The sequence below is a fragment of the Myxococcus dinghuensis genome, assembly GCF_024198235.1.
Taxonomy (GTDB): domain Bacteria; phylum Myxococcota; class Myxococcia; order Myxococcales; family Myxococcaceae; genus Myxococcus; species Myxococcus dinghuensis.
Genome location: NZ_JAKCFB010000003.1, coordinates 429,830 through 448,853, shown reverse-complemented (window position 1 = coordinate 448,853; position 19,024 = coordinate 429,830). Strand labels below are relative to the sequence as shown.

The window sequence follows — 19,024 nt, the reverse complement described above, 5'->3', positions numbered from 1 at the left end:
GTAAGCGCAGGTCTGTCCATTTGACCGATGCGTAAGCGGGGTGGCGATCGGGATAATGGGTGGCATGGGACAGGAACGAGACTCGCGGTCGCGGGGGGCGGCCGGAAGGCAATCTGGCCAGGCGGCGGTGGAAGCGGCGATGATCATGCCGCTGGCCGTCTTCATGACGCTGGGGATCATCCAGCTCACGCTGATCCAGCACGCCAAGCTGATGACCGAGTACGCCGCGTACCAGGCGGCGCGAGCCGGTATCGTCTGGAACGGCAACAACGAGCGCATGCATGACGCGGCCATCGTCGCGCTGCTGCCGACGTTGGGCCGCACCGACGACATCGGCAACCTGGCCAAGACCTTCGCCATCCACCAGATCTACGACTCGGCGATGCGCACGCTGAACTTCGGTGGTGGCGTGGTGCCGCGCACGGTGAACGGCTCGAACCTGTTCGGCCTCATCCGCGTGGACACCATCAACCCGGCGTACTTCACGCCCATCGACACCATCTGGAAGCTGCGCTCGGGCTACAACTGGCAGGAGCTCGACTTCGACGGCGCCGACAGCTTCCCGGAAGTCCCCTCGTTGGAGAACAAGATCCGCAAGTTCTTCAACCTGCCGGAGCCGGACGACTCGGAGATCGTCTACCGCAAGGCCACGCGCCTCACCATCCGGTTGCGCTACTTCTACGAGATGAAGATCCCGTTCGCGAACTGGATCATCTTCACGGCGTGGTACGCCTCCAACGCGAAGGTCGCGCTCCATGGCGCCATCGACCGCGCGACGATCGTCCCCAAGGCCAACATGATGGCGGATGGCAACATCACGCCCCTGGCGGCGCTGGGCAAGGGCATCGAACACGAGAAGGGCTACGACTCGATGTACCCCGCGGAGATGTGGGTCCTCTGGGGGCTCGCCACCGGCAGCATCCCCCTCGTCTCCAGTCTCGTGGGCAAGCGCTACTTCATCCCGCTGACTTCGACATACACCATGCGCATGCAGTCCAACTTCCACCGGAAGTGGGTCATGCACCTCAACCCCGACTGGGGCATGTAAGAGGAAGCCCGCACCATGTTCACCCAGATCCTCCGACAGAGCTTCCGCCGTCAGGAAGGCCAGGCCCTCATCCTGGCCGCCTTGATGGTCCTGGTGATGTCCATCGCGGTGTTGACCACGGTCAACATCGGTCACACCGTCACGGAGCGCGTGCGTCTGCAGAACACCTCGGACGCGGCCGCATACTCCATGGCGGCCATGGAGGCGCGCGCCTTCAACTTCTACGCGTACGCGAACCGCACCCAGGTCTCGCACTACGTGTCGGCGATGATGTGGCACTCGCTGCTGTCGCTCATCTACTCCGCCGAGGCGTTCTTCACGGACCTGTTCGGGTTCATGAAGACGCTCAACCCGTGCGCGGGCAAACGCAAGAAGCTGTGGATCGTCCTGTGTCCGATCCTCGAAGTGGTTCCGTATGTGGGGCAGGTGATCAAGGCCGTCAACAAGATCATGTCGCTCTACAAGACGGCGTTCCTCCAGCCCCTCCAGCAGGTCATCAAGGCGGCGAACCCGGACAGGATCATCGGCAGGATGTTGATCCCCGCGCACCGTGTGCTCAACGGCGTGCTCTACTTCGCGTCCCAGGCGGTGATGATGTCCGCGTCCACGCACGTGACGCAGACCACGCAGGGCGTGCTCGACGCGAACGACAAGAACCTGAACTCGATGGCGAGCCAGCTGGCGACGGGTATCTACAGCCAGTGTCTCTTCAGCCAGGCGCACAGCGGCGCCGCGGGTGGCAAGCCCCTCAATCCGGGCACGTGGAAGAACCCCTTCGGCGCGCTGGACGTGACGAAGAAGGATGCGAACGATCCGATCGCCCGCGCCAAGCGCTCGATGGGTGGCATCACCAACGGCACGCGCTACGCGTGTGACCACTCTGGTGGCATCTGCCCGGAGCGCTTCACCACCTCGCGTGAGCTGGGTGACGTCCTCCCGCTGCCGGACGCGCTGGGGTTCTTGCGCGACATGCTCAACAACGGCGTGAACGCCCCCGGCATCATGGAGTTCAAGAAGATGGGGCAGACGCGCATGCTGTCCGCGACGTTCCCCAGGGCCCAGAACGTCATCAACTCGCGCAACTACATCCGCGACTGGAATGACAACCTCTACCCCTGGGGCATGACGGCGCAGGGCGACAACATGGGCGCCGACGACCTCTACTGGCTGAAGCTCGGCCCCGCGGAGATCGACGTGGGCGTGGGCAAGGCGGACAACCCGCTGTCCTGCAACAACAAGGACCCGTACACGCGCTGCTTCGGCGACAACCGCAAGGGCCTCAACGACAAGGGAAGCACCAAGCTGCCCTTCCAGGCCACGATGAAGCCCAGCGTGTGGGCGCTCAACGACACGGACTCCGGCTCGAAGAAGGGCGGCGTGCACTGGCGCATCCACTACCCGCAGAACAGCGAGGGCTGGAGCAACCACCGCGCGCCGAGCGGCCCCGAGCGCCAGGTCGGCATCCACGAGGAGAAGGTCTGCGTCCTCCAGCTGTTGATCTGCTGGTTCAAGGTGAGCGTGTACACGGCCAACGTGCGCCCCGCCCAGGACGGCAACCACCCGTGGGGTGGCGTGACGCCCTTCATGCACTTCGAGCCCGGCCAGTACAACGACAAGTTCTGCAACCCCACTTCGAACGCGAACATCCAGAAGGTGGAGACGCGTGAGAAGGACTTCAACCAGCCCTCCGCCTGGGTGGCGCTGAACAAGTCGCCGGACGAGATCGTGAACAAGGGCAACGTCGATGGCACGGGGACCAACGCTCCCGCGCTGCTCAACGACGGAGGCAAGGTGAAGTTCGCCTTCACGCCCGACACCGAGGGCCTGGAGATGCTCAACAACCGCAAGAAGTTCCTGAGCCTCGTCGAGGGCCTCAACGTCATCTCGCGCGGCCAGACGTACTACCACCGCCCGGGCAACTGGACGGAGCAGCCGAACTTCTTCAACCCGTACTGGCGCCCGCGCCTGGCCTCCGTGTTCCAGGGGCGCAACCAGCTGCCGGCCATTGGTCCGATGATTGACGCGCTCCCCGGTCCCATCCAGGGCCTGGGCTCCAAGATCATCACCCACTGAGGACTGCGATGAGCTCCCCGAAGATTCGCCAGAGGTCCCGTCGAGGTGCCGCCACGGTCGAGTTCGCGCTCTCCGTGCCGGTCCTCGTGATGATCCTCATGTTCAGCATGTACCTCACGGAGTTGGTGAGGGCGAAGCTGAAGCTCCAGGAGATGGCGCGCTACGCCGTCTGGGAGATGACCAGCTACACGCTGTCCGACTTCGCCAAGGGCAACCACGACTCGGCCTTCGAGGTCGCGCGCAAGGAGACCAGCGACGAGCTGATCGAGCGCTTCAAGGACATGGACTCCGTGGAGCCCAACGCGCCCCTGGCGGGCCTCATCGTCCGCTACTCCGGCGTGCAGGGCACCATCACCAACAAGGAGATCCCCTTCATCGAGTCCGGGATGCTCCCCGGCAGCACCAGCGAGGGCGGCGGCTTCGCTGGCGCCATCCTCGGCGCCGTCAATGGCGGCGCGGGGGCCCTGCTGAACACGTGGGGCTTCAACAACAAGGGCTGGGTGGAGTCCGCCGTCCAGATGAACTTCGAGAACGTCATCCTCCCGAAGAGCTACCTGGACGAGGGCACCGGTCCCGGCGGGTTCTTCAAGTCGGACACGTTCGGTGGTCAGAACCTGGCCAGCATCCCGCTGAAGGCGAAGTACTCCATGTACGCGAACGGCTGGCACATGCCGGACGGTGGCGATGCGGTGGTTCGGGATCGCCGCGCGGGTAACCACCGTTCGGGCAGCCAGCCCCACGGCATCTACGAGCAGGTGGGCCGGATGAAGTTCCTCGGCCTGGGCAACGTGATGTCGGGCCTGGGTATCGGCGGTGTGCTCGACTTCCTGGGGAGCTTCCTGCCGAACTTCTTCGGCACCTTTGTCGTGGCGCGCAACTACGGTATCGATCCCCAGCAGAAGAGTAAGTGCAACGGTCTCACCACCTACGATGCGACAGCCAGCAGCGGTCTGCATGCGATGAGGGACCTGCTGGACCATGACCGCCCCGACTGCTTCGACACCGCCCCCTTCCGCGACGAGATGTCGTACGAGAAGAGCGCCTACATCCAGCTGTTCCAGGCACGGGGTCCGCACTTCATGGGCTGCAAGAAGGCCATGGCGGACGACCCTTCTGACGGAACGGGCCCGCAAGAGGCCACGAGCCATGACGAGCAGGACGACAAGATCCGCTGCATGCAGTAGCGCGCTGGGAGGCCTGCTCCTGCTCGTGCTGCTGGCGGCGACGCCAGCGGCGGCCGAGCAGGAGCTGCCCGTGTACCCGGGCACCCTCCACACGCGCATCGGCAGCGACCTCGTGATTGGCGGCGAGTACTACCGCCTGGCGTACTTCACGACCACGGACCCCATGAAGAAGGTGGCCGCGTACTTCGCCCAGAAGTGGCGGGACGAGGGCTATCCGACGGTCGTCGAAGGGGACCTGGAGGAGGAGGCGGTGGTTTCCGCGCTCTTCACGCGCGAAGGACTCCAGCGCGGCGTCGTGCTGCGCATGCACCAGGGCAAGACGGTGGGTTTCACCGCGCTCCGGGACTTGTGGACGCGCCCTCCGAAGGCGGCGCCCAAGGGGCTGGTGAAGCTCGAGGGCACGGTCTACAGCCAGGACCTGGCGACGCGGGACGACCCGGGTGGCTCGCAGAACCGCACGTCGCTGGTGGCGGGTGACCTGTCGGACGTGCAGCAGCGGGTGTCCGGGGAGCTGACGCGCCAGGGCTTCGAGCCAGTGCGGCACACGGCGACGAAGCTGGGAGGCACCACACAGGTGACCATGGAGCACGCGCGCAAGGGCGAGCAGGTGATGACCACGTTGTCCCAGGTGGACGAGGGGATGACGGCGGTGGTGCAGACGTGGGTGGGCTCGGATCGCATCGACGCCGTTCCCAACGACGACGCGGTCCGCAAGAGCCGCGAGGCGTGGGAGCAGGAGCAGAAGGCGAAGGCGAAGGCGGAGGGCAAGGGGCGATGAAGGGGCTGATGCTGGCGGCCGTGCTGCTCCTGGTGGCGGCACCCGCGCGGGCGCAGGACAACGCCGCCGCGCAGGTGATGTCCCACTTCGCCAAGGGTGTGCGCAGCGCGAAGGCGGGGGATTGGGTCACCTACCGCTTCGATGGTGGCGGCATGCGCGTGTACTACTGGCGCATGGCGGTGGTGGGGGAGGAGAAGGACAAGCTCGGCCGCGACGCGACATGGGTCGAGATGGAGGCGGGAACCCACCCGGCCATGAAGTCGCCGCTCATGCAGATGCGCATGCTGGTGGCGCGCGAGGGCGAGCAGATCAACTTCGACGCCATCACCCGTCTCTACATCGGGGGTCCGTTCAGCCGTCCCCAGGAGTACTCGGACGAGGCGCTGGCGCACGTGATGAAGAAGATGGGGCAGGAAGCCGCCGAGAGCGGCAAGCCCGACCCGGAGGACGACAAGGAGCCGCCGCTGCCCGCGGGTCTGAAGCCCGTGCTACGCTCGGGCAAGGAGACGCGCCTGATGACGCTGGCGGGCACGGTGACGGCCGTGCAGTTGGAGCTGATGGTGAAGCGCACCGTCGTCAAGCGCATGTGGCTCAGCCGGGAGATTCCGTTGCTCCAGTTGGCGAAGATCGAGATTCCCGGCATCGCCCACTCGATGGAGGTGGCGGAGTACGGTATCGACGCCAAGCCGCGCATGCTGATGCCGCCCCCCAACCTGCCCAAGGTCCAGCTCGAGTATGCGGACCGTGTCTTCCCGGACCTGCCGACCGGGGAGCCTTCCAAGGATTCCGAAGCACCGGAGAAGCAGCCATGAACTCCATGAAGACGCCGCGCTCGCGCGCCCGCGCCCCCCGTGGGCAGGCCATGGTCGAGTACTCCATCCTGAACTGGGTGCTCGTGGTCGCGCTCATCATCGGCGCGTCCGTGAAGATCCGGTGGACGGATGACGTGCAGTCCAACGTCATCGACCTGTTCATGCAGTCGTACCAGATCTACTACGACTCCTTTTACTTCGTGCTGAACCTGCCGTTCCCGTGACGACCCGAAGCGTTGCCGCGGCGCGCTCGCCTCTGGCGCTGCGCCTGATTCATGCGGTCATCTTCCTCGCGATGACCGCGGGGGTGCTGGTGGTGGCGCGGCCGGAGTGGGAGCACCTGTTGCTGGCGCTGAACCAGCCGTTCCATGCGGGCGCGGCACCCCGGGTGCCGCTGCTCGCGGGGGCCGTGGTCGCGGCGGTGGGGGGGCTGGCCATCGGCCTCGCGCTGTTGCGTGGACGCTCGGCCCCGCTGTGGGCCTCCGCCGTCGTGCTGCTGGGCGTGGCGGGCACCGTGGCGGGCGGCAACGGGCGGGGGCTGATGGAGAACCGCTCCGAGGAGTCCGGAAACCTGGCCATCCTGCGGGTCGCCCGGCGCGTCCACCTCACCATGATTCAAGAACTCCAGGCCCACGGAGAGGTGCCCGTGGAGCCCTCCGCCTGGCAACAGGCGCTGGCGAACGCGACGCCTCGTGACGACGTCTTCCGCACGCAGGACTTCAAGCCGCTGCCCATGCAGCTCAAGTGGCTGGAGTCCGAGGAGGCGAAGCCGGAGCCGATGATTCCAGGCACCCTCTGGGCCTTCGTGACGCCGGACGGCATCGGCTTCAGCCTGCGGATGGTGGGGCTGAAGGGAGGCAAACCCGCCCTGCTGCCGGATGACCGGGGCCAGGACCTGGTGTTGCGCGGCCTCTACAACCCCGACCTGCCCGCGGCGCCTCCGACCCCCTCTTCGAATATTCCCTGAGACGCTCGGGAAACGTGGGTGTTGCCCTCGACCCGGGAGTCGGCCAGTCTCTGCCCACCTCATGACGCGGTGGCCCATGGCCGGAGGGGGCCACGTTCCGCGTCGGACGACGAGGACAAGGAGCGCGAGATGGCGCATTCGGCCTGGAAGTGGATGGTCGTCGCGGTGACCGTGGTGGGCGTAGGCGTGGCGGCATGCAGCGACGATGACGAGCCCGGTCCGGGGCCCAGTGATGGGGGCTTCGACGCGGGGGTGAACAAGGAGCGCCCGGGCTTCGGCGAGGACCCCGGGACCATCATCGGAACGGCGTTCACCTTCCCGTCGGGGGTCGAGCTTGCCGGCCCCATCTACGGCGCCGACGAGGTGACCGGTGAGTGTGACAACGGCGTGTCCCCGCTGGGTACGGGCCAGGCCGTGCGCATCTGCGTGCCGCTGCGCAACCTGTCGGGTGCCCCCGTGCTGGTGACGTTCCCTCCGGGGCTCACCATGATTCACGTCGGGGACAGCCGTATCCAGAACGGCATGTTGATTGGCCGCATCCGCGTCAACGTCCCGCCCACGGGCGGCGGCCCCGGTGGCATCGACGCCGGCACCGATGGTGGCGTCGACCCCAACGCCTTCGTGGTGCCGTTGCACCTGTATTGCCTCAACGAGCAGCGCGGCCCGTCCGAACTCAATGCCCCCTACGCCCTGGGGCCCGTCTCCACCGACGAGGACATCCAGGAGCTGCTCCGACTGCTGGAGGGCAAGGTCATCGACGACCAGGACGCCATCGACGTCGTCCAGCACGCGCTCTACAGCATCACCGAGGGCAACGGTCTGACGAAGGAAGACCGCGACGCCATCGACGACCTCTAACGCGTCGCGTTCCAGCGCTCCGGTGGAGGCTCCGGGGCGCTGGAACGATGCGGGATGAGATGCCGCTGCGGGAGGTGCTTTTGACACCCGCTGTATTGGACGGCTAACATCGCGCGCCATTGGCGCCAAGGTGCGCCTTGTTGGCTTTGGATTTCTACACCCATCGGACCGCCTTCGCCGCAGAACGGCGCCCCCCCGTTGTGGAGGTTCCTGAATCATGTTGAAGGGCAAGACTCCGCTCGTCGTCGCGCTCGTGCTCGGCCTTCTGGCCGGCGTCATCGCGTACTCCGCCATCAAGAAGAAGGAGGCGGACGTACGTCGCGGTTGGAACCTGGTGCCGGTCGTCGTGGCCGCGCAGGACATCCCGGAAGGGACCGTCATCACCTTCGAGATGATCTCCCAGCGCTCCGTGCCGGAGCAGTTCGTCACCTCGTCGGTCGTCCGTCCGGACTCCGCGTCGTACGTGGTGAACCAGAAGGTGCTCGTGGCCCTGCAGGCGGGTGACCCGCTGCTGTGGAGCCAGTTCGAGACGACGAAGGCCGCCGAGCGCCTGTCGTCGAAGGTGCAGAAGAAGATGCGCGCGATGACCATCGAGGCCAAGAACACCACGGCCGTCGGTGGCTGGATCCGCCCCAACGACCACGTGGACATCATCGGCACGTTCCGCGATCCGCAGACGGACGAGAACGTCGGCGTGACGCTGCTGCAGAACATCATCGTGGTGGCGACGGGCAAGATCACCGGCACCACGAACGTGAACCTCATCCCCGAGGGCCAGCGCGACTACAACAACGTGTCGCTGATGGTGCTGCCCGAGGAGGCGGAGATCCTGGTGCTCGCGACGGAGCTCGGCGCGCTGACGCTCAGCCTGCGCAACGAGGACGACGTGGACCTCATCGAGGAGCGCGGCCGCGCCACCATCAGCACGCTGCTGTCCGGCGAGCGTACCCGCGTGCTGGAGATCAAGCGCCGGGAGATCATCCAGATCATCAAGGGTGGCAGCGACAAGGCCGCCGCCGCCGGCGCTCAGTAACCGGCGCACGCCCACGGCTGCCCAGAGGGAACCGCGCGCATGTTCGCAGGTATCGTTCTCCTACTCGTCACCGGCTCGGTCTTCTTCTTCAGCCTGGTGATCTTCAGCGTCCTGTCGAAGGCGTATGAGCAGTACCAGGAGCGCTACGTCGCCAAGTCGATGAACGACTTGAGCGACATGTTCCTCTTCATCGATGCGCGCCAGATGTTGGTCCTCAACATCGCGTGCATGTGCTTGCTGGGCATCCTGTCGTACATCATCTTCAACCCCATCCTGGCGGTGCTGGCGACGGTGTTCGGCTTCTTCCTGCCGATGCTGATGGTCAAGCACTACCGCAAGCGCCGCATCAAGAAGTTCAACGTGCAGTTGGTGGACGCGCTGCAGGCCATGGCCAACGCGTTCAAGGCGGGTCTGACCTTCCCGCAGGCCATCGAGCACGTGGCGCGCGAGGCGATGGCTCCGCTGTCCCAGGAGTTCGGCCTCTTCGTGAAGGAAGTGAAGCTGGGCGTTCCCCTGGAAGAGGCGCTCATCAACATGGGCCGCCGGGTGGGCAGCGACGACCTGGAGCTGGTGGTGGTGTCCACCAACATCGCGCGCCAACTGGGCGGCAACATGGCGGAGATGTTCGAGACCATCTCCACGGTGATTCGCGAGCGCTTCCGCCTGGAGGGCAAGATCGACGCGCTCACCTCGCAGGGAAAGCTGCAGGGGTGGATCGTGGCGGCGATGCCCGCGGTGCTGGGCATGGTGCTCAACTACATGCGACCGGACCTGATGGAGCCCATGATGGACCACTACTTCGGGTGGATCCTCGTGGTGATCATCGCCATCATGGAAGTGATGGGCATCCTCATCATCCGCCGCATCGTCAACATCGATATCTGAGGGACGTGCCGTGGACATCCTGACGCAAGTGTTGGTCGGCAGCTCAGCGCTCCTGTTCGCGGGCGCGGTGGGCTTCCTCGGGCTCGGCCTGTACCAGACGCTGTTCGAGACCTTCTTGTCGGAGGTCCGCGACGAGTCTTCGGGCGGCATGAAGGGCTTCGGCTCGGTGGCCATCCGCCGGCTGGGCGCGTTCAACCGTCGCTTCATCTGGCCCAGCTACGAGGCCAAGTCGCGCCGCAACCTCATCAAGGCGGGCGAGCCCCAGGGCTACAAGCCCGAGGACATGATGGCGCTGCAGGAAGTGAGCGCCGTGGTGGGCCTGTTGATGGGCCTGTTCATGCTGAACGGGCTCGGTCAGAACCTGGTCTGGTCGGTGCTGTTCCTGCTCTTCGGCATGTACTACCCGCTGCTGTGGCTGAACGACCAGGTGAAGAAGCGTCACCTGCAGATCAGCCGCGCGCTGCCGTACAACCTCGACCTCCTGACGCTGTCGGTGGAGGCGGGTCTGGACTTCACGGCCGCGCTGGCGAAGGTGGTGGAGAAGGGCAAGGCGGGCCCGCTGCGCGAGGAGCTTCAGCTGGTGCTCAAGCAGTTGAAGATGGGCAAGACGCGCGAAGAGGGCCTCAAGAGCATGATCGTCCGCGTGGACCTGCCGGCGCTGACGACGTTCGTCACGGCGCTCATCCAGGCCGACAAGATGGGTACGAGCCTCGGCAAGGTGCTCCGCATCCAGTCGACGCAGATGCGCATCGACCGCACGCAGCGCGCGGAGAAGCTCGCCGGCGAGGCGCCCGTGAAGATGCTCTTCCCGCTCATCGCGTGCATCTTCCCCACCGTGTTCATGGTCCTCTTCGGACCCATCGTGTTCCAGTTCTTCTTCGGTGATCTCGCGGGGTGACGTCGAGGGGGCTCCTCTGCCATTCCGGCTCGCCATCACCCGCGGTCCCCAGGCAGGGAGGGAACTCGTCTTCGAGCAGGCCGAACTGAAGTTCGGCCGGACCTCGGAGAACGACGTGGTGCTGAACGACCACGGTGTCTCCCGCCTCCATGCCCGCCTCGTCGTTCGGGGCGGGCAGGTGTTCCTCGAAGACCTGGGGAGCGCCAACGGCACCACGCTCAACGATGTGCTCGTCGAGGGCTCCCGGCCCGTGGGGGATGGGGACCGCGTCGGCATCGGGGCGGTGGAGTTCACGTTCTTCGCGTCGTCGCAGGCAGGGCGCGGCGGCGTGTCGCGGCCCTCGGCTCGAATCGCGGTGGGGCCGCCTCCCGGCATGGAGGCGCCGCAGGAGTACAGCCCCACGGTGGAGTTTCCCGTCCCCAAGCCCACGCGGCCGCGCGATGCGCAGGGCCCCTCTCCGCGGGAGGCGCAGGCGCTCGAGGAGCGGACCGCGACCGAGATGCCCTTGGTCGCTGAGGATGGCCCCGAAGAGAGCACGGCGATGCTGGCACCCGCGGCGGTGTTGGCTCAACTCGATGTGGCTTCGGTTGCGGCGGCATTGCCCCCGGTGGCGGACGATGGCCCCGAGGAGAGCACGGCGATGCTGGCACCCGCGGTGGTGCTCGCTCAACTGGGCAAGGTCGCACCCGCGAAGCCGCCAGCTCCGGTGCCGTCGACTCCCGCGCAGTCGCGCCCCGACATGGCGCGGGGGCTTGTTGCCGAAGACGGTGCCTCGACTCCTCGGACGAGGACCGTAGAGCGTCCGACGGTGGAGCGTGGACCGACGACCGAGGGTCCCAAGCCGAGGGCGCCGCATCCGGGACTCTTCACGGACGAGGAGCGCACGTCGTCGACGGGGCCTCGAGGCGCGGATGAGGGGGAGTCGACGCTCCCTCCGTTCTCGGAGGATGACCCCGAGGAGAGCACCGCGATGCTCTCGCCCTCCGCGGTGCTGGCCCAGTTGTCTCCCGTGCGTCCTCCCGGGGTGGCGGGTTCCTCGAACACCGCGGTTCCGTTCGCGGTGCCCCCGCCCGAGGAGCGGACCGAGACGTTGCAGCCGGGCTCCGCGAAGAGAGGGCTCTCGGCTCCATTGCTCGATGAGCGGACGGAGAACCTGGTCCCTGGCACGGTGGCGCGTCCCGAGCCCACCCGAGACGTGGTCTCGCCAGCTCCTGGCATCGCGAAGCCGCCGGTCCCACCGACGCAGCCCCCTCCGAAGCCTTCGCTGACGACCAGCTTCCCTGTTCTCGTGGCGGCGCCGTCCCTGACGAGAGCCATCCCCGTTGTGTCGGCGAGCGCGGGTTCTCCGCCAGTAGCGCCTCCCACCGCGCCCAAGTCCGTCCCTCTCGTTCTTTCCTCCGAGCCGAAGACCCTTCCTCACGAAGGACGCGCTGCTGGCGCTCCCATGCCCAGCGTGGCCTCGCGAAGTGCGACGGGGGCTGTGCCCGCCGTACCAGGCATGCCCCGTGGTGTTGTCGCAGGAGGTCTGTCGACTCCGCCCTCGGCTGGCGCCGGTGTCGCGCAAGCACCTGGAGTCGCGAGGCCCACGGGCGTGCCGGGACAGGCCCCTGTCCTCGCGAAGTCTGCGCCGACAGTGGCTCCCGTGAAGCAGGTGGGGGTTGCTGCCGGGCAGGGCGTGTCGGCGGAGTCTCCGCGTTCCGGTCCTGTCTCGCCAGGCGGTCCCACGGCGTCGCCGGCCGGCCGGCCCCCCTCGGCAGTGGGTGGGCCAGCTCCCGTCGGTGTTGGCTCGCCGGGAATTGTCGGAGCCGCGCCGCGCGGTCCGCCCATCCTGAGCGCAGCGCCAGTATCCGTGAGCCCGTCCCCCGGAGGCATGACGGGCAGCGACAAGCCCCCGCGTCGTCCCACGCTCGAAGGCGCATCGCCCGCGCTCGCTCGGCGTGAGGCCGAGCGCCCGTCTCCGAGTACGTCCTTTCCCGAGCGCACGAACGCGGCGGAGCGGGGCGTCCAGTCGATAGGTCTGCCTCGAATCTCCGAGGAGGAAGTGTCGGAGGTCTCGGGCGTCGAGGAACTCTCGGACTCGGCCATCTCGAGCATCGAGGAGGGCGACCAGACGTTGCCTCCCATGTCCATGGGGGGGGCCGAAGCCGACGCGGACCCGGTCGTCTCCGATGCGCCCGTCGCCTCCTCCTCTCACGTGGGCACTGGCTCGAGGATCGAGGAGGACGACCAGACGTTGCCGCCCATGTCCATGGGGGCGTCCGACGTCGACGCAGACCTGGTTGTCCCCAGTGCGTCCCCGCGCGTGGGTACTGGCTCGAGGGTCGAGGAGGACGACCAGACGTTGCCTCCGATGTCGTTGGAGGCGGCGGACGCCGACGAGGACCTGGGTGTCTCTGGTGCGTCCTCGCGCATGGGCACTCGCTCGAGGGTCGAGGAGGACGACCAGACGTTGCCTCCGATGTTGCTGGACGAGGCCGACGCCGACGAGAACTCACTCGTCCCCGATGCGCCCGTCGCAGCGTCCTCGCGGGCGGGCGCTGGCGCGTCGTCTGGAGCCGGTCCGGACGCGGACTCCGAGAAGACGTTCGATCTCCTCGAGAACGTCCCTTCCGCTGCCTCGCTTCCCAGCGCTGCCCCGAAGGTGTCCCCGACGCGGATGTTCGGCGCCGCGACCGTACCTCCGGCGTTCCCTCCAGGCGTCGACGTGGGGCAGGGGCCTTCAGGTTCTCGTCCATCCGCGGCCCCTCCAGGGCCTCCCAGGGGACTGTCACCTCCGGACTTCGGCGACGAACCGACCCACATCAAGGTTCCGCCCCTGACCGCGCAGGCGACGGGCAGGGCGGCCCCGCCCACCACGAGGCCCGAAGGACTCACCGCAGGGGGCACTCCGCCCGCGCCCGCGCTGCGAGCCTCCGACTTCGACGACGTTCCCGCCCCGAGCGTGGCGCGCGTCGGACCGCCGGTCAGCGAAGGGGACGAGGGGCCGACCCTCGCTCACGTTCCACCGACCGTGGGCGCACCCATCGCCAGCGAAGTGCCCGACTACGCCATCACGCCCCAGGTGGCTCCTGCTTTCATCGCCGCCCCCGCCCGGGCGAAGGCCCCGCGCATGCTGGCCCTTCCCGCGCCGGATGACGCGCCCACGCCAGCGCACCAGGTCGTCCCTCGCCTCGCGACCTCGTCGGCATTGGTCGCGGCGAAGGCTCCTGCGGCGCCCACGGCCGCGGAGCTCGCCAGGAGACGCCGGGAGCTTGCCAGCACGAGGTGGGGACAGCTCCTCCTGGGCTGGCGCGCGCTCCCCCTGGCGCGCCGGCTCCTGGCCATCACCGTGTCGCTCTTCGTGCTGGGCGTCGCGAGTGGCGCGTTGATCCTCGCGTTCCGCAAGGTGGTGGCCTCGGGCGCCGGGGCACTGGAGCCCATGGCCCTGGGCGTCGAGCCAGTGGTGGACTCCTTCGGTGTGGGAGAAGGTGTGAAGTGGGTCCACGCCGACGAGAAGTCCTTCGACTTCCAGTTCGTGGCGCCGACCCGGGCCGTCGCGCTGCTGCACTACCAGGCCAGCGGCATCGCCTCGGAAGAGGTGAGCATGGTCCTCAACGGGGCGAATATCGGGTGGATCCCCCCGGACACGCTCTCCACCGCCGAGCGCGAGCTGGAGGTCATCCTCCCGGCGAGACTGCTCAAGCGCGGGGTGATGAACCACTTCGTCTTCGACAACGTCCACAACCCTCCAGGTCAGGACGCGTGGCGCGTCTGGAACCTCCGCCTGGAGGTCTTCCCCGTCCCGGAGCTTCCCCCAGAGGAGCTGCTGAGCAAGGCGCGTGAGTACGTCTCGACGGCGGGGCGCTACTATGAGACTCGGGGGGTAGGGGCGGAGAGCCTGTTCCGGGCCTGGCAGCAGTATCGCTTCGCCTGGATTACGCTGGAGGCGCTCGACCCCAAGCCGGACCTCTACCAGGACGTTCGATACCGTCTCGCCCAGGTTTCAGCCGAGCTGGACCATCAATGTGCCCAGTTGATGCTGGAATTCCAGCGCGGCGTGCAGTTCCGAAGCGCGCGACAGGCTCGGGCTGCGCTGCAAGAAGTGAGCAGGCGCTTCCCTACGACCGAGCATCGCTGTCACAATCTCGCCCAGGAAAAGGCGTTCGAGCATGAGCTATAAGCGCGTGCTCATTTCAGGAAGTCGGTGATTCCCCATGTCGAACGGTTCCCCTCCTGCTCGTCGCAGGCCTCCTTCCGGGACGTCCACGGGCGGGACCGGAGCTCGCCCTGCGGCGCGCAGGTCTGCTCCCGTTGCCGCCGCCGTGCCGGCCTCGTCCGGTTCCCGTCTCGTCGTCATCGCCGGTCCCAAGGCCGGTGACGAATTCTCGCTGGAAGACGGCGAGTACGTCATCGGTCGAGCGGCCGATAACCCCATCTGCATCCCGGACACGTCCGTGTCCCGCAAGCACGTGATGGTGCTGCGCAGCGGGGCGGGCTGGGCCGTCAAGGACCTGGGGTCTGGCAACGGAACCCTGGTCAACGGCGACGCCATCGAGGATGAGGTTCCGCTGTCCAATGGCGACGTCATCACGTTGGGCGACACGGAGCTGCGCTTCGAGGATGTCTCCAACTCCACGATGATGGTGGCCGCGCCGCCGCCGCGCCGCCCTGGTGCCGCCGCCGCGCCGGCGTCCGGAGCGCGTGGCCCCATCCCCGCGCGCCCCGGTGCGCGTCCGGAAGGGGGGCGCGTGCGCAGCTCCCGCTTCGCGGCCAAGCCCGAGCCGACCCCCGAGCAGTTGCTGCGCAAGAAGCGGCTGATGCTGCTGGGCGGCGGTGTCGTCTTCGTGCTCTGCGCCCTGCTGGTCGTCCTGAAGGTCAAGCAGGACAACCGCAACGCCGAGGACCTCAAGACCTCCATCCAGGTCCAGGAGCGCAAGCAGCAACTGGGCTCCATCTTCCAGGACGCGAAGAACCTGGTGCGCGAGGGCAAGTGGGTCGAGGCCAAGGCGAAGCTCGAGGAGCTGTCGGAAGCGGCGCCGGACTACCCGGGCGTGAGCGACTACCTGGAGCACGCCAAGCGCGAGATCCCCATCCAGCAGAAGCTGGTCGAGGCCAAGACCGCGCTCGCGAAGAAGGAGGTCGGCGCCGCCGCGGCGGCGCTCGCCCAGGCTGGTGAGAGCCAGTTCCTCTACGAGCAGGTGAACGCCGCGAAGCGCGAGCTGTCCGACGTCGCGGACAAGCGGACGCGCGAGGCGCGCACCGCGTTGGACAATGGCCAGTTGGATGCGTCGAAGGCCATCACCGACGACGTGCTCAAGGCCTTCCCGGAGCACCGCGACGCCAAGCTCATCAACGAGCAGGCGGTGCAGGCCATCGCCGTGCGTGACGCGCCCAAGCCGGTGGCGCCCACCGTGGCGCCCAAGCCCTGGGAGCCCGCGGTGGACCGCTTCCGTGACGGCGACATGTCCGGCGCGGTGGCCATCCTCAACGCGTGCATGTCGCGCACGCCGCAGTGCAAGAAGCTGCTGGCGCAGATGACGGAGTTCGGCACGCTCTACAAGCGCCTCGAGGACCTGGACGCGAAGGGGCTGTCGAAGTTGCTGCAGCTCGACAAGGAGATCACCGACGGGCGCACCAGCAAGATGGCGCGCAACGCGGGCACGCGCGCGGCCACCATCTTCTACAAGGGCGCCACCGCGGCGAAGGCCGCCGGGCAGTGGGCCCGGGCGATGGAGTACTCGCGCCGCGCGCTCCAGGCGGACCCGGGCCACGCCGGCGCCACGAACATCATCAGCGAGCTGAAGACGAAGGCGCGGGACCTGTACCTCCTGGCCTACTCCCTGAAGGACGGCAGCCCCGAGGAGGCGCTGCCCAAGTTCAAGGACGTCGTGGCCATGACGCCTCCCGAGGACGAGTACCACGACAAGGCGAAGACCTGGGTCGAGAAGCTGTCGCGATGAAGAAGCGCAAGGGCGTGGGTGGCGAGGTGCCCCCGGTGGTCTCCGGCCAGGGGGATTTGTTCGGCGCGCTGGCCCCCACGCCCGCGCCCTCCGTGCCCGCGCGAGCGGCGGTGTCGCCCATGGTGGCGGCCCCGCCGCGCAAGCCGCCGCCCCCTCCCGTCGACTCGGACGGGACGGGGCTCCTGGGGCCCATGGAGGGGGCTCCGCCACCGCCGCCCAAGCCCGAGCGCTCGGTGCTGTCGGTGGGGGAGCTGACCCGCCAGCTCAAGCAGACGCTCGAATCCCGCTTCGCGCGCGTGCTCGTGCGCGGCGAGGTGACGGGCTTCCGTGGGGCGAACGCGCGCGGGCACTGGTACTTCTCGCTGAAGGACGCGGCGGCCTCCATCGACGCGAAGGTCTGGGCGTCGATGGCGGGGCGCATGCGCTTCGCGCTGCGTGACGGCATGGAGGTGCTGGCCGAGGGCAGCGTCGACCTCTACGAGCCGCAGGGCCGCTACAGCCTCATCGTCTCGCGGCTGGAGCCGGTGGGCGAGGGCGCGCTGGCGCTCGCGTTCGAGCAGCTCAAGGCGCGACTGGCGGCCGAGGGGCTCATCGGTGAGCGCCGCGTGCGTCCGCCGCGCCCGCTGCCGTTCCTGCCTCAGCGCATCGGCGTGGTGACGAGCCGCACCGGCGCGGCGCTCCAGGACTTCCTGCGCGTGCTGCACTCGCGCAACCCCCGGTTGAGCGTGCTGCTCGCCGACGCGCGCGTGCAGGGCGAGGGCTCCGCGCCGGAGGTGGCCCGGGCCATCTCACGACTGGGCCGCAGCGACGTGGATGTCATCGTCGTGACGCGCGGTGGTGGGTCGGTGGAGGACCTGTGGACGTTCAACGAGGAGGAGGTGGCGCGCGCCATCTTCGCCTCGCCCGTGCCGGTGGTGTCGGCCATCGGCCACGAGATCGACTTCACCATCTCCGACTTCGTGGCGGACTGGCGCGCGCCCACGCCGAGCGCGGCGGCGGAGCGGCTGGCGCCGGTGCTCGCGGACCTGGAGCTGTCGCTGGCGACGCAGGCCGGGCGACTGCGGCGCGCCATGGAGCGCCGCATCCTCGAGCTGCGTGAGGAGCAGGGGCAGCTCGCCTCCCGACTGGACGACCCCCGGCGCGCCATCAACCACCAGCGGCTGCACCTGTCCGAGCAGGTGGAGTCGATGATGCGCGTGCTGCGCCCCCGCGTGCGTGAACACCGCGAGTCGCTGCGGGCGCTGACGGAGCGTCTCCAGCGCGCCCGGCCGCAGGCTCGGCTGGGGGAGCAGCGTGCCCACCTGCTGAAGCTCGCGATGCGGCTGACCGAGGCGGCGCGGGCGGACGTGGCGGCGCGACACGCGACGCTCTCCACGGCGCGACTGGGGTTGGAGCGGGTTTCGCCCGCGGCGCTCGTCGGCCGCGAACACGCCCGGCTGGCCGCACACCAGGCACGGCTGCTGGCGCTCCAGCAAGGCGCGCTGGCGGATGCGCAGCGCCGGTTCCAGCGTCTGGAGGGGCGGCTGGACGCGATGAGCCCGCTCAAGGTGATGTCGCGCGGATATTCGGTGGTGTTCCGTCAGCGGGACGGCGCGGTGGTTCGCGCCGCGTCCGACGTGGTGGTCGGGGAGCGGTTGGGCATCAAGCTGGCAGTGAACGGGGCGAAGACGCTGGGCGGATGTGAAGAAGTCGAAGCCACCGTCACCGCGCTGAAAGGCCCGGTGGACTGCTGACGGGGCTCCCTCTAGAGTCCCGCGCCCCGAACGGGGAGGTGGAAGGCCGTGGCGAAGGCGGACAAGTCATCCAAGGTGGACAAGGCGGCGGAGGCCGACGTTCCCAGCCAGTACGGGGACGTCGTGGCCCGTCTCGAGGAGACGGTGGGGCGGTTGGAGAGTGGCAACCTCTCCCTGGAGGACTCGCTCAAGGCGTTCGAGGAAGGCATCCGTCTGGTCCGCCGGGGCGAGAAGCTCCTCACGGAGGCGGAGCAGCGCATCGAGCAGTTGTTGCAGGACGAGGATGGCAACGACGTGGTGGCCCCCCTGTCGGTGGCGGCCCGTCCGGCGCCCCAGGCCCAGCCGGCGCCCAAGGCGCCCGCTCCCCGTCCCCCTCCCGAGGATGACGTCCCGTTCTAGGCGGTGCGGGACGCCCACGTGCCGGCATGTCGAAGCCGAAGATCACCATCGTCGACGATGACCGCGACACGCGGGAGCTGCTCGCGACGGCCCTGGAGGACGAGGGCTTCGAGGTCACCCTCGCGGCCAACGGGTTGCGGTTGATCGCTTCCCTGCAGTTGCACCGCCCTCAAGCCATCCTCCTGGACGTGAACATGTCCTGGATCGACGGCTTCGAGTTGTGCAAGGCGGTGAAGAAGAACGAGCACTTCCGGGACATCCCCATCATCTTCATCAGCGGACGGGGAGATTCCGAGGACAAGCGGCGCGGCCGGGAGGTCGGCGCCGCGGACTACTTCGTCAAGCCCCTGGACATCGAGAAGCTCGTCGGACGCATCCGCGAGCTGGTGGCCCCGGCGGCGACCTAGAGGAGTACCG

Annotated in this window: 16 protein-coding genes and 1 pseudogene; all 17 read left to right on the top strand. The window is 68.0% G+C overall.

The genetic code is table 11. From position 1 onward, the window contains the following. The first annotated feature begins 64 nt into the window (after positions 1–64). Positions 65–1,048 carry a TadE/TadG family type IV pilus assembly protein gene (locus LZ198_RS06775; RefSeq protein ID WP_253971047.1) on the top strand — a complete coding sequence of 328 codons (984 nt, stop codon included), beginning with the start codon at positions 65–67 and terminating at the stop codon, positions 1,046–1,048. 15 nt (positions 1,049–1,063) lie between these two features. Beyond that, the gene (locus LZ198_RS06770) at positions 1,064–3,121 is read left to right on the top strand and encodes a Tad domain-containing protein (RefSeq protein ID WP_253971046.1); all 2,058 of its coding nucleotides are present in this window, start codon (positions 1,064–1,066) and stop codon (positions 3,119–3,121) included. An 8-nt stretch (positions 3,122–3,129) separates the two neighbouring features. After that, a complete protein-coding gene (locus LZ198_RS06765; RefSeq protein WP_253971045.1) occupies positions 3,130–4,305 on the top strand; it encodes a TadE/TadG family type IV pilus assembly protein in 1,176 nt (391 codons plus the stop codon). After that, entirely contained in the window at positions 4,268–5,083 is an 816-nt protein-coding gene (locus tag LZ198_RS06760) for a hypothetical protein (RefSeq protein WP_253971044.1), read from the top strand. The genes LZ198_RS06765 and LZ198_RS06760 overlap by 38 nt, the downstream gene beginning before the upstream one ends. After that, complete coding sequence (locus LZ198_RS06755) at positions 5,080–5,895, top strand: hypothetical protein (protein ID WP_253971043.1); 816 nt, start codon at positions 5,080–5,082, stop codon at positions 5,893–5,895. The genes LZ198_RS06760 and LZ198_RS06755 overlap by 4 nt, the downstream gene beginning before the upstream one ends. Further along, positions 5,892–6,119, top strand: a complete 228-nt coding sequence (locus LZ198_RS06750; protein ID WP_253971042.1) for a hypothetical protein — start codon at positions 5,892–5,894, stop codon at positions 6,117–6,119. The genes LZ198_RS06755 and LZ198_RS06750 overlap by 4 nt, the downstream gene beginning before the upstream one ends. Beyond that, entirely contained in the window at positions 6,116–6,862 is a 747-nt protein-coding gene (locus tag LZ198_RS06745; RefSeq protein WP_253971112.1) for a hypothetical protein, read from the top strand. The genes LZ198_RS06750 and LZ198_RS06745 overlap by 4 nt, the downstream gene beginning before the upstream one ends. 129 nt (positions 6,863–6,991) lie before the next feature. After that, on the top strand, positions 6,992–7,720 hold the full coding sequence (locus LZ198_RS06740; RefSeq protein WP_253971041.1) for a hypothetical protein: 729 nt from the start codon (positions 6,992–6,994) through the stop codon (positions 7,718–7,720). Between the two features lie 217 nt (positions 7,721–7,937). Next, complete coding sequence (gene cpaB / locus LZ198_RS06735) at positions 7,938–8,753, top strand: Flp pilus assembly protein CpaB (RefSeq protein ID WP_253971040.1); 816 nt, start codon at positions 7,938–7,940, stop codon at positions 8,751–8,753. 39 nt (positions 8,754–8,792) lie between these two features. Next, positions 8,793–9,638 (top strand): type II secretion system F family protein, encoded by an 846-nt coding sequence (locus LZ198_RS06730; RefSeq protein ID WP_253971039.1) that lies wholly within the window; start codon positions 8,793–8,795, stop codon positions 9,636–9,638. Positions 9,639–9,648: 10 nt separating this feature from the next. After that, positions 9,649–10,536, top strand: a complete 888-nt coding sequence (locus LZ198_RS06725) for a type II secretion system F family protein (protein WP_253971038.1) — start codon at positions 9,649–9,651, stop codon at positions 10,534–10,536. Then, positions 10,520–10,825 (top strand): annotated as a pseudogene (locus LZ198_RS06720) (FHA domain-containing protein); the annotation flags it as partial. The gene LZ198_RS06725 and the pseudogene LZ198_RS06720, both read left to right, overlap by 17 nt. A gap of 1,581 nt (positions 10,826–12,406) precedes the next feature. Then, a complete protein-coding gene (locus tag LZ198_RS06715; protein WP_253971111.1) occupies positions 12,407–14,695 on the top strand; it encodes a hypothetical protein in 2,289 nt (762 codons plus the stop codon). 34 nt (positions 14,696–14,729) lie between these two features. Further along, the gene (locus tag LZ198_RS06710; RefSeq protein WP_253971037.1) at positions 14,730–16,475 is read left to right on the top strand and encodes an FHA domain-containing protein; all 1,746 of its coding nucleotides are present in this window, start codon (positions 14,730–14,732) and stop codon (positions 16,473–16,475) included. Beyond that, positions 16,472–18,208, top strand: coding sequence for an exodeoxyribonuclease VII large subunit (xseA, locus tag LZ198_RS06705; protein WP_253971036.1), 1,737 nt, complete (start codon positions 16,472–16,474; stop codon positions 18,206–18,208). Before LZ198_RS06710 ends, xseA begins: the two co-directional genes overlap by 4 nt. A gap of 48 nt (positions 18,209–18,256) precedes the next feature. Further along, a complete protein-coding gene (gene xseB / locus LZ198_RS06700) occupies positions 18,257–18,607 on the top strand; it encodes an exodeoxyribonuclease VII small subunit (protein WP_253971035.1) in 351 nt (116 codons plus the stop codon). Positions 18,608–18,633: 26 nt separating this feature from the next. Next, positions 18,634–19,014: a response regulator gene (locus tag LZ198_RS06695; RefSeq protein WP_253971034.1), complete on the top strand. Its 381-nt coding sequence runs from the start codon at positions 18,634–18,636 to the stop codon at positions 19,012–19,014. Positions 19,015–19,024 lie beyond the last annotated feature (10 nt).

Coding starts and splice junctions, on each gene's coding strand:
- LZ198_RS06770 (WP_253971046.1), top strand. CDS start 1,064: ATGTTCACCCAGATCCTCCGACAGAGCTTCCGCCGTCAGGAAGGCCAG.
- cpaB (WP_253971040.1), top strand. CDS start 7,938: ATGTTGAAGGGCAAGACTCCGCTCGTCGTCGCGCTCGTGCTCGGCCTT.
- xseA (WP_253971036.1), top strand. CDS start 16,472: ATGAAGAAGCGCAAGGGCGTGGGTGGCGAGGTGCCCCCGGTGGTCTCC.
- LZ198_RS06715 (WP_253971111.1), top strand. CDS start 12,407: ATGACGGGCAGCGACAAGCCCCCGCGTCGTCCCACGCTCGAAGGCGCA.
- LZ198_RS06755 (WP_253971043.1), top strand. CDS start 5,080: ATGAAGGGGCTGATGCTGGCGGCCGTGCTGCTCCTGGTGGCGGCACCC.
- LZ198_RS06710 (WP_253971037.1), top strand. CDS start 14,730: ATGTCGAACGGTTCCCCTCCTGCTCGTCGCAGGCCTCCTTCCGGGACG.
- LZ198_RS06750 (WP_253971042.1), top strand. CDS start 5,892: ATGAACTCCATGAAGACGCCGCGCTCGCGCGCCCGCGCCCCCCGTGGG.
- LZ198_RS06730 (WP_253971039.1), top strand. CDS start 8,793: ATGTTCGCAGGTATCGTTCTCCTACTCGTCACCGGCTCGGTCTTCTTC.
- LZ198_RS06695 (WP_253971034.1), top strand. CDS start 18,634: ATGTCGAAGCCGAAGATCACCATCGTCGACGATGACCGCGACACGCGG.
- LZ198_RS06760 (WP_253971044.1), top strand. CDS start 4,268: ATGACGAGCAGGACGACAAGATCCGCTGCATGCAGTAGCGCGCTGGGA.
- LZ198_RS06765 (WP_253971045.1), top strand. CDS start 3,130: ATGAGCTCCCCGAAGATTCGCCAGAGGTCCCGTCGAGGTGCCGCCACG.
- LZ198_RS06775 (WP_253971047.1), top strand. CDS start 65: ATGGGACAGGAACGAGACTCGCGGTCGCGGGGGGCGGCCGGAAGGCAA.
- LZ198_RS06740 (WP_253971041.1), top strand. CDS start 6,992: ATGGCGCATTCGGCCTGGAAGTGGATGGTCGTCGCGGTGACCGTGGTG.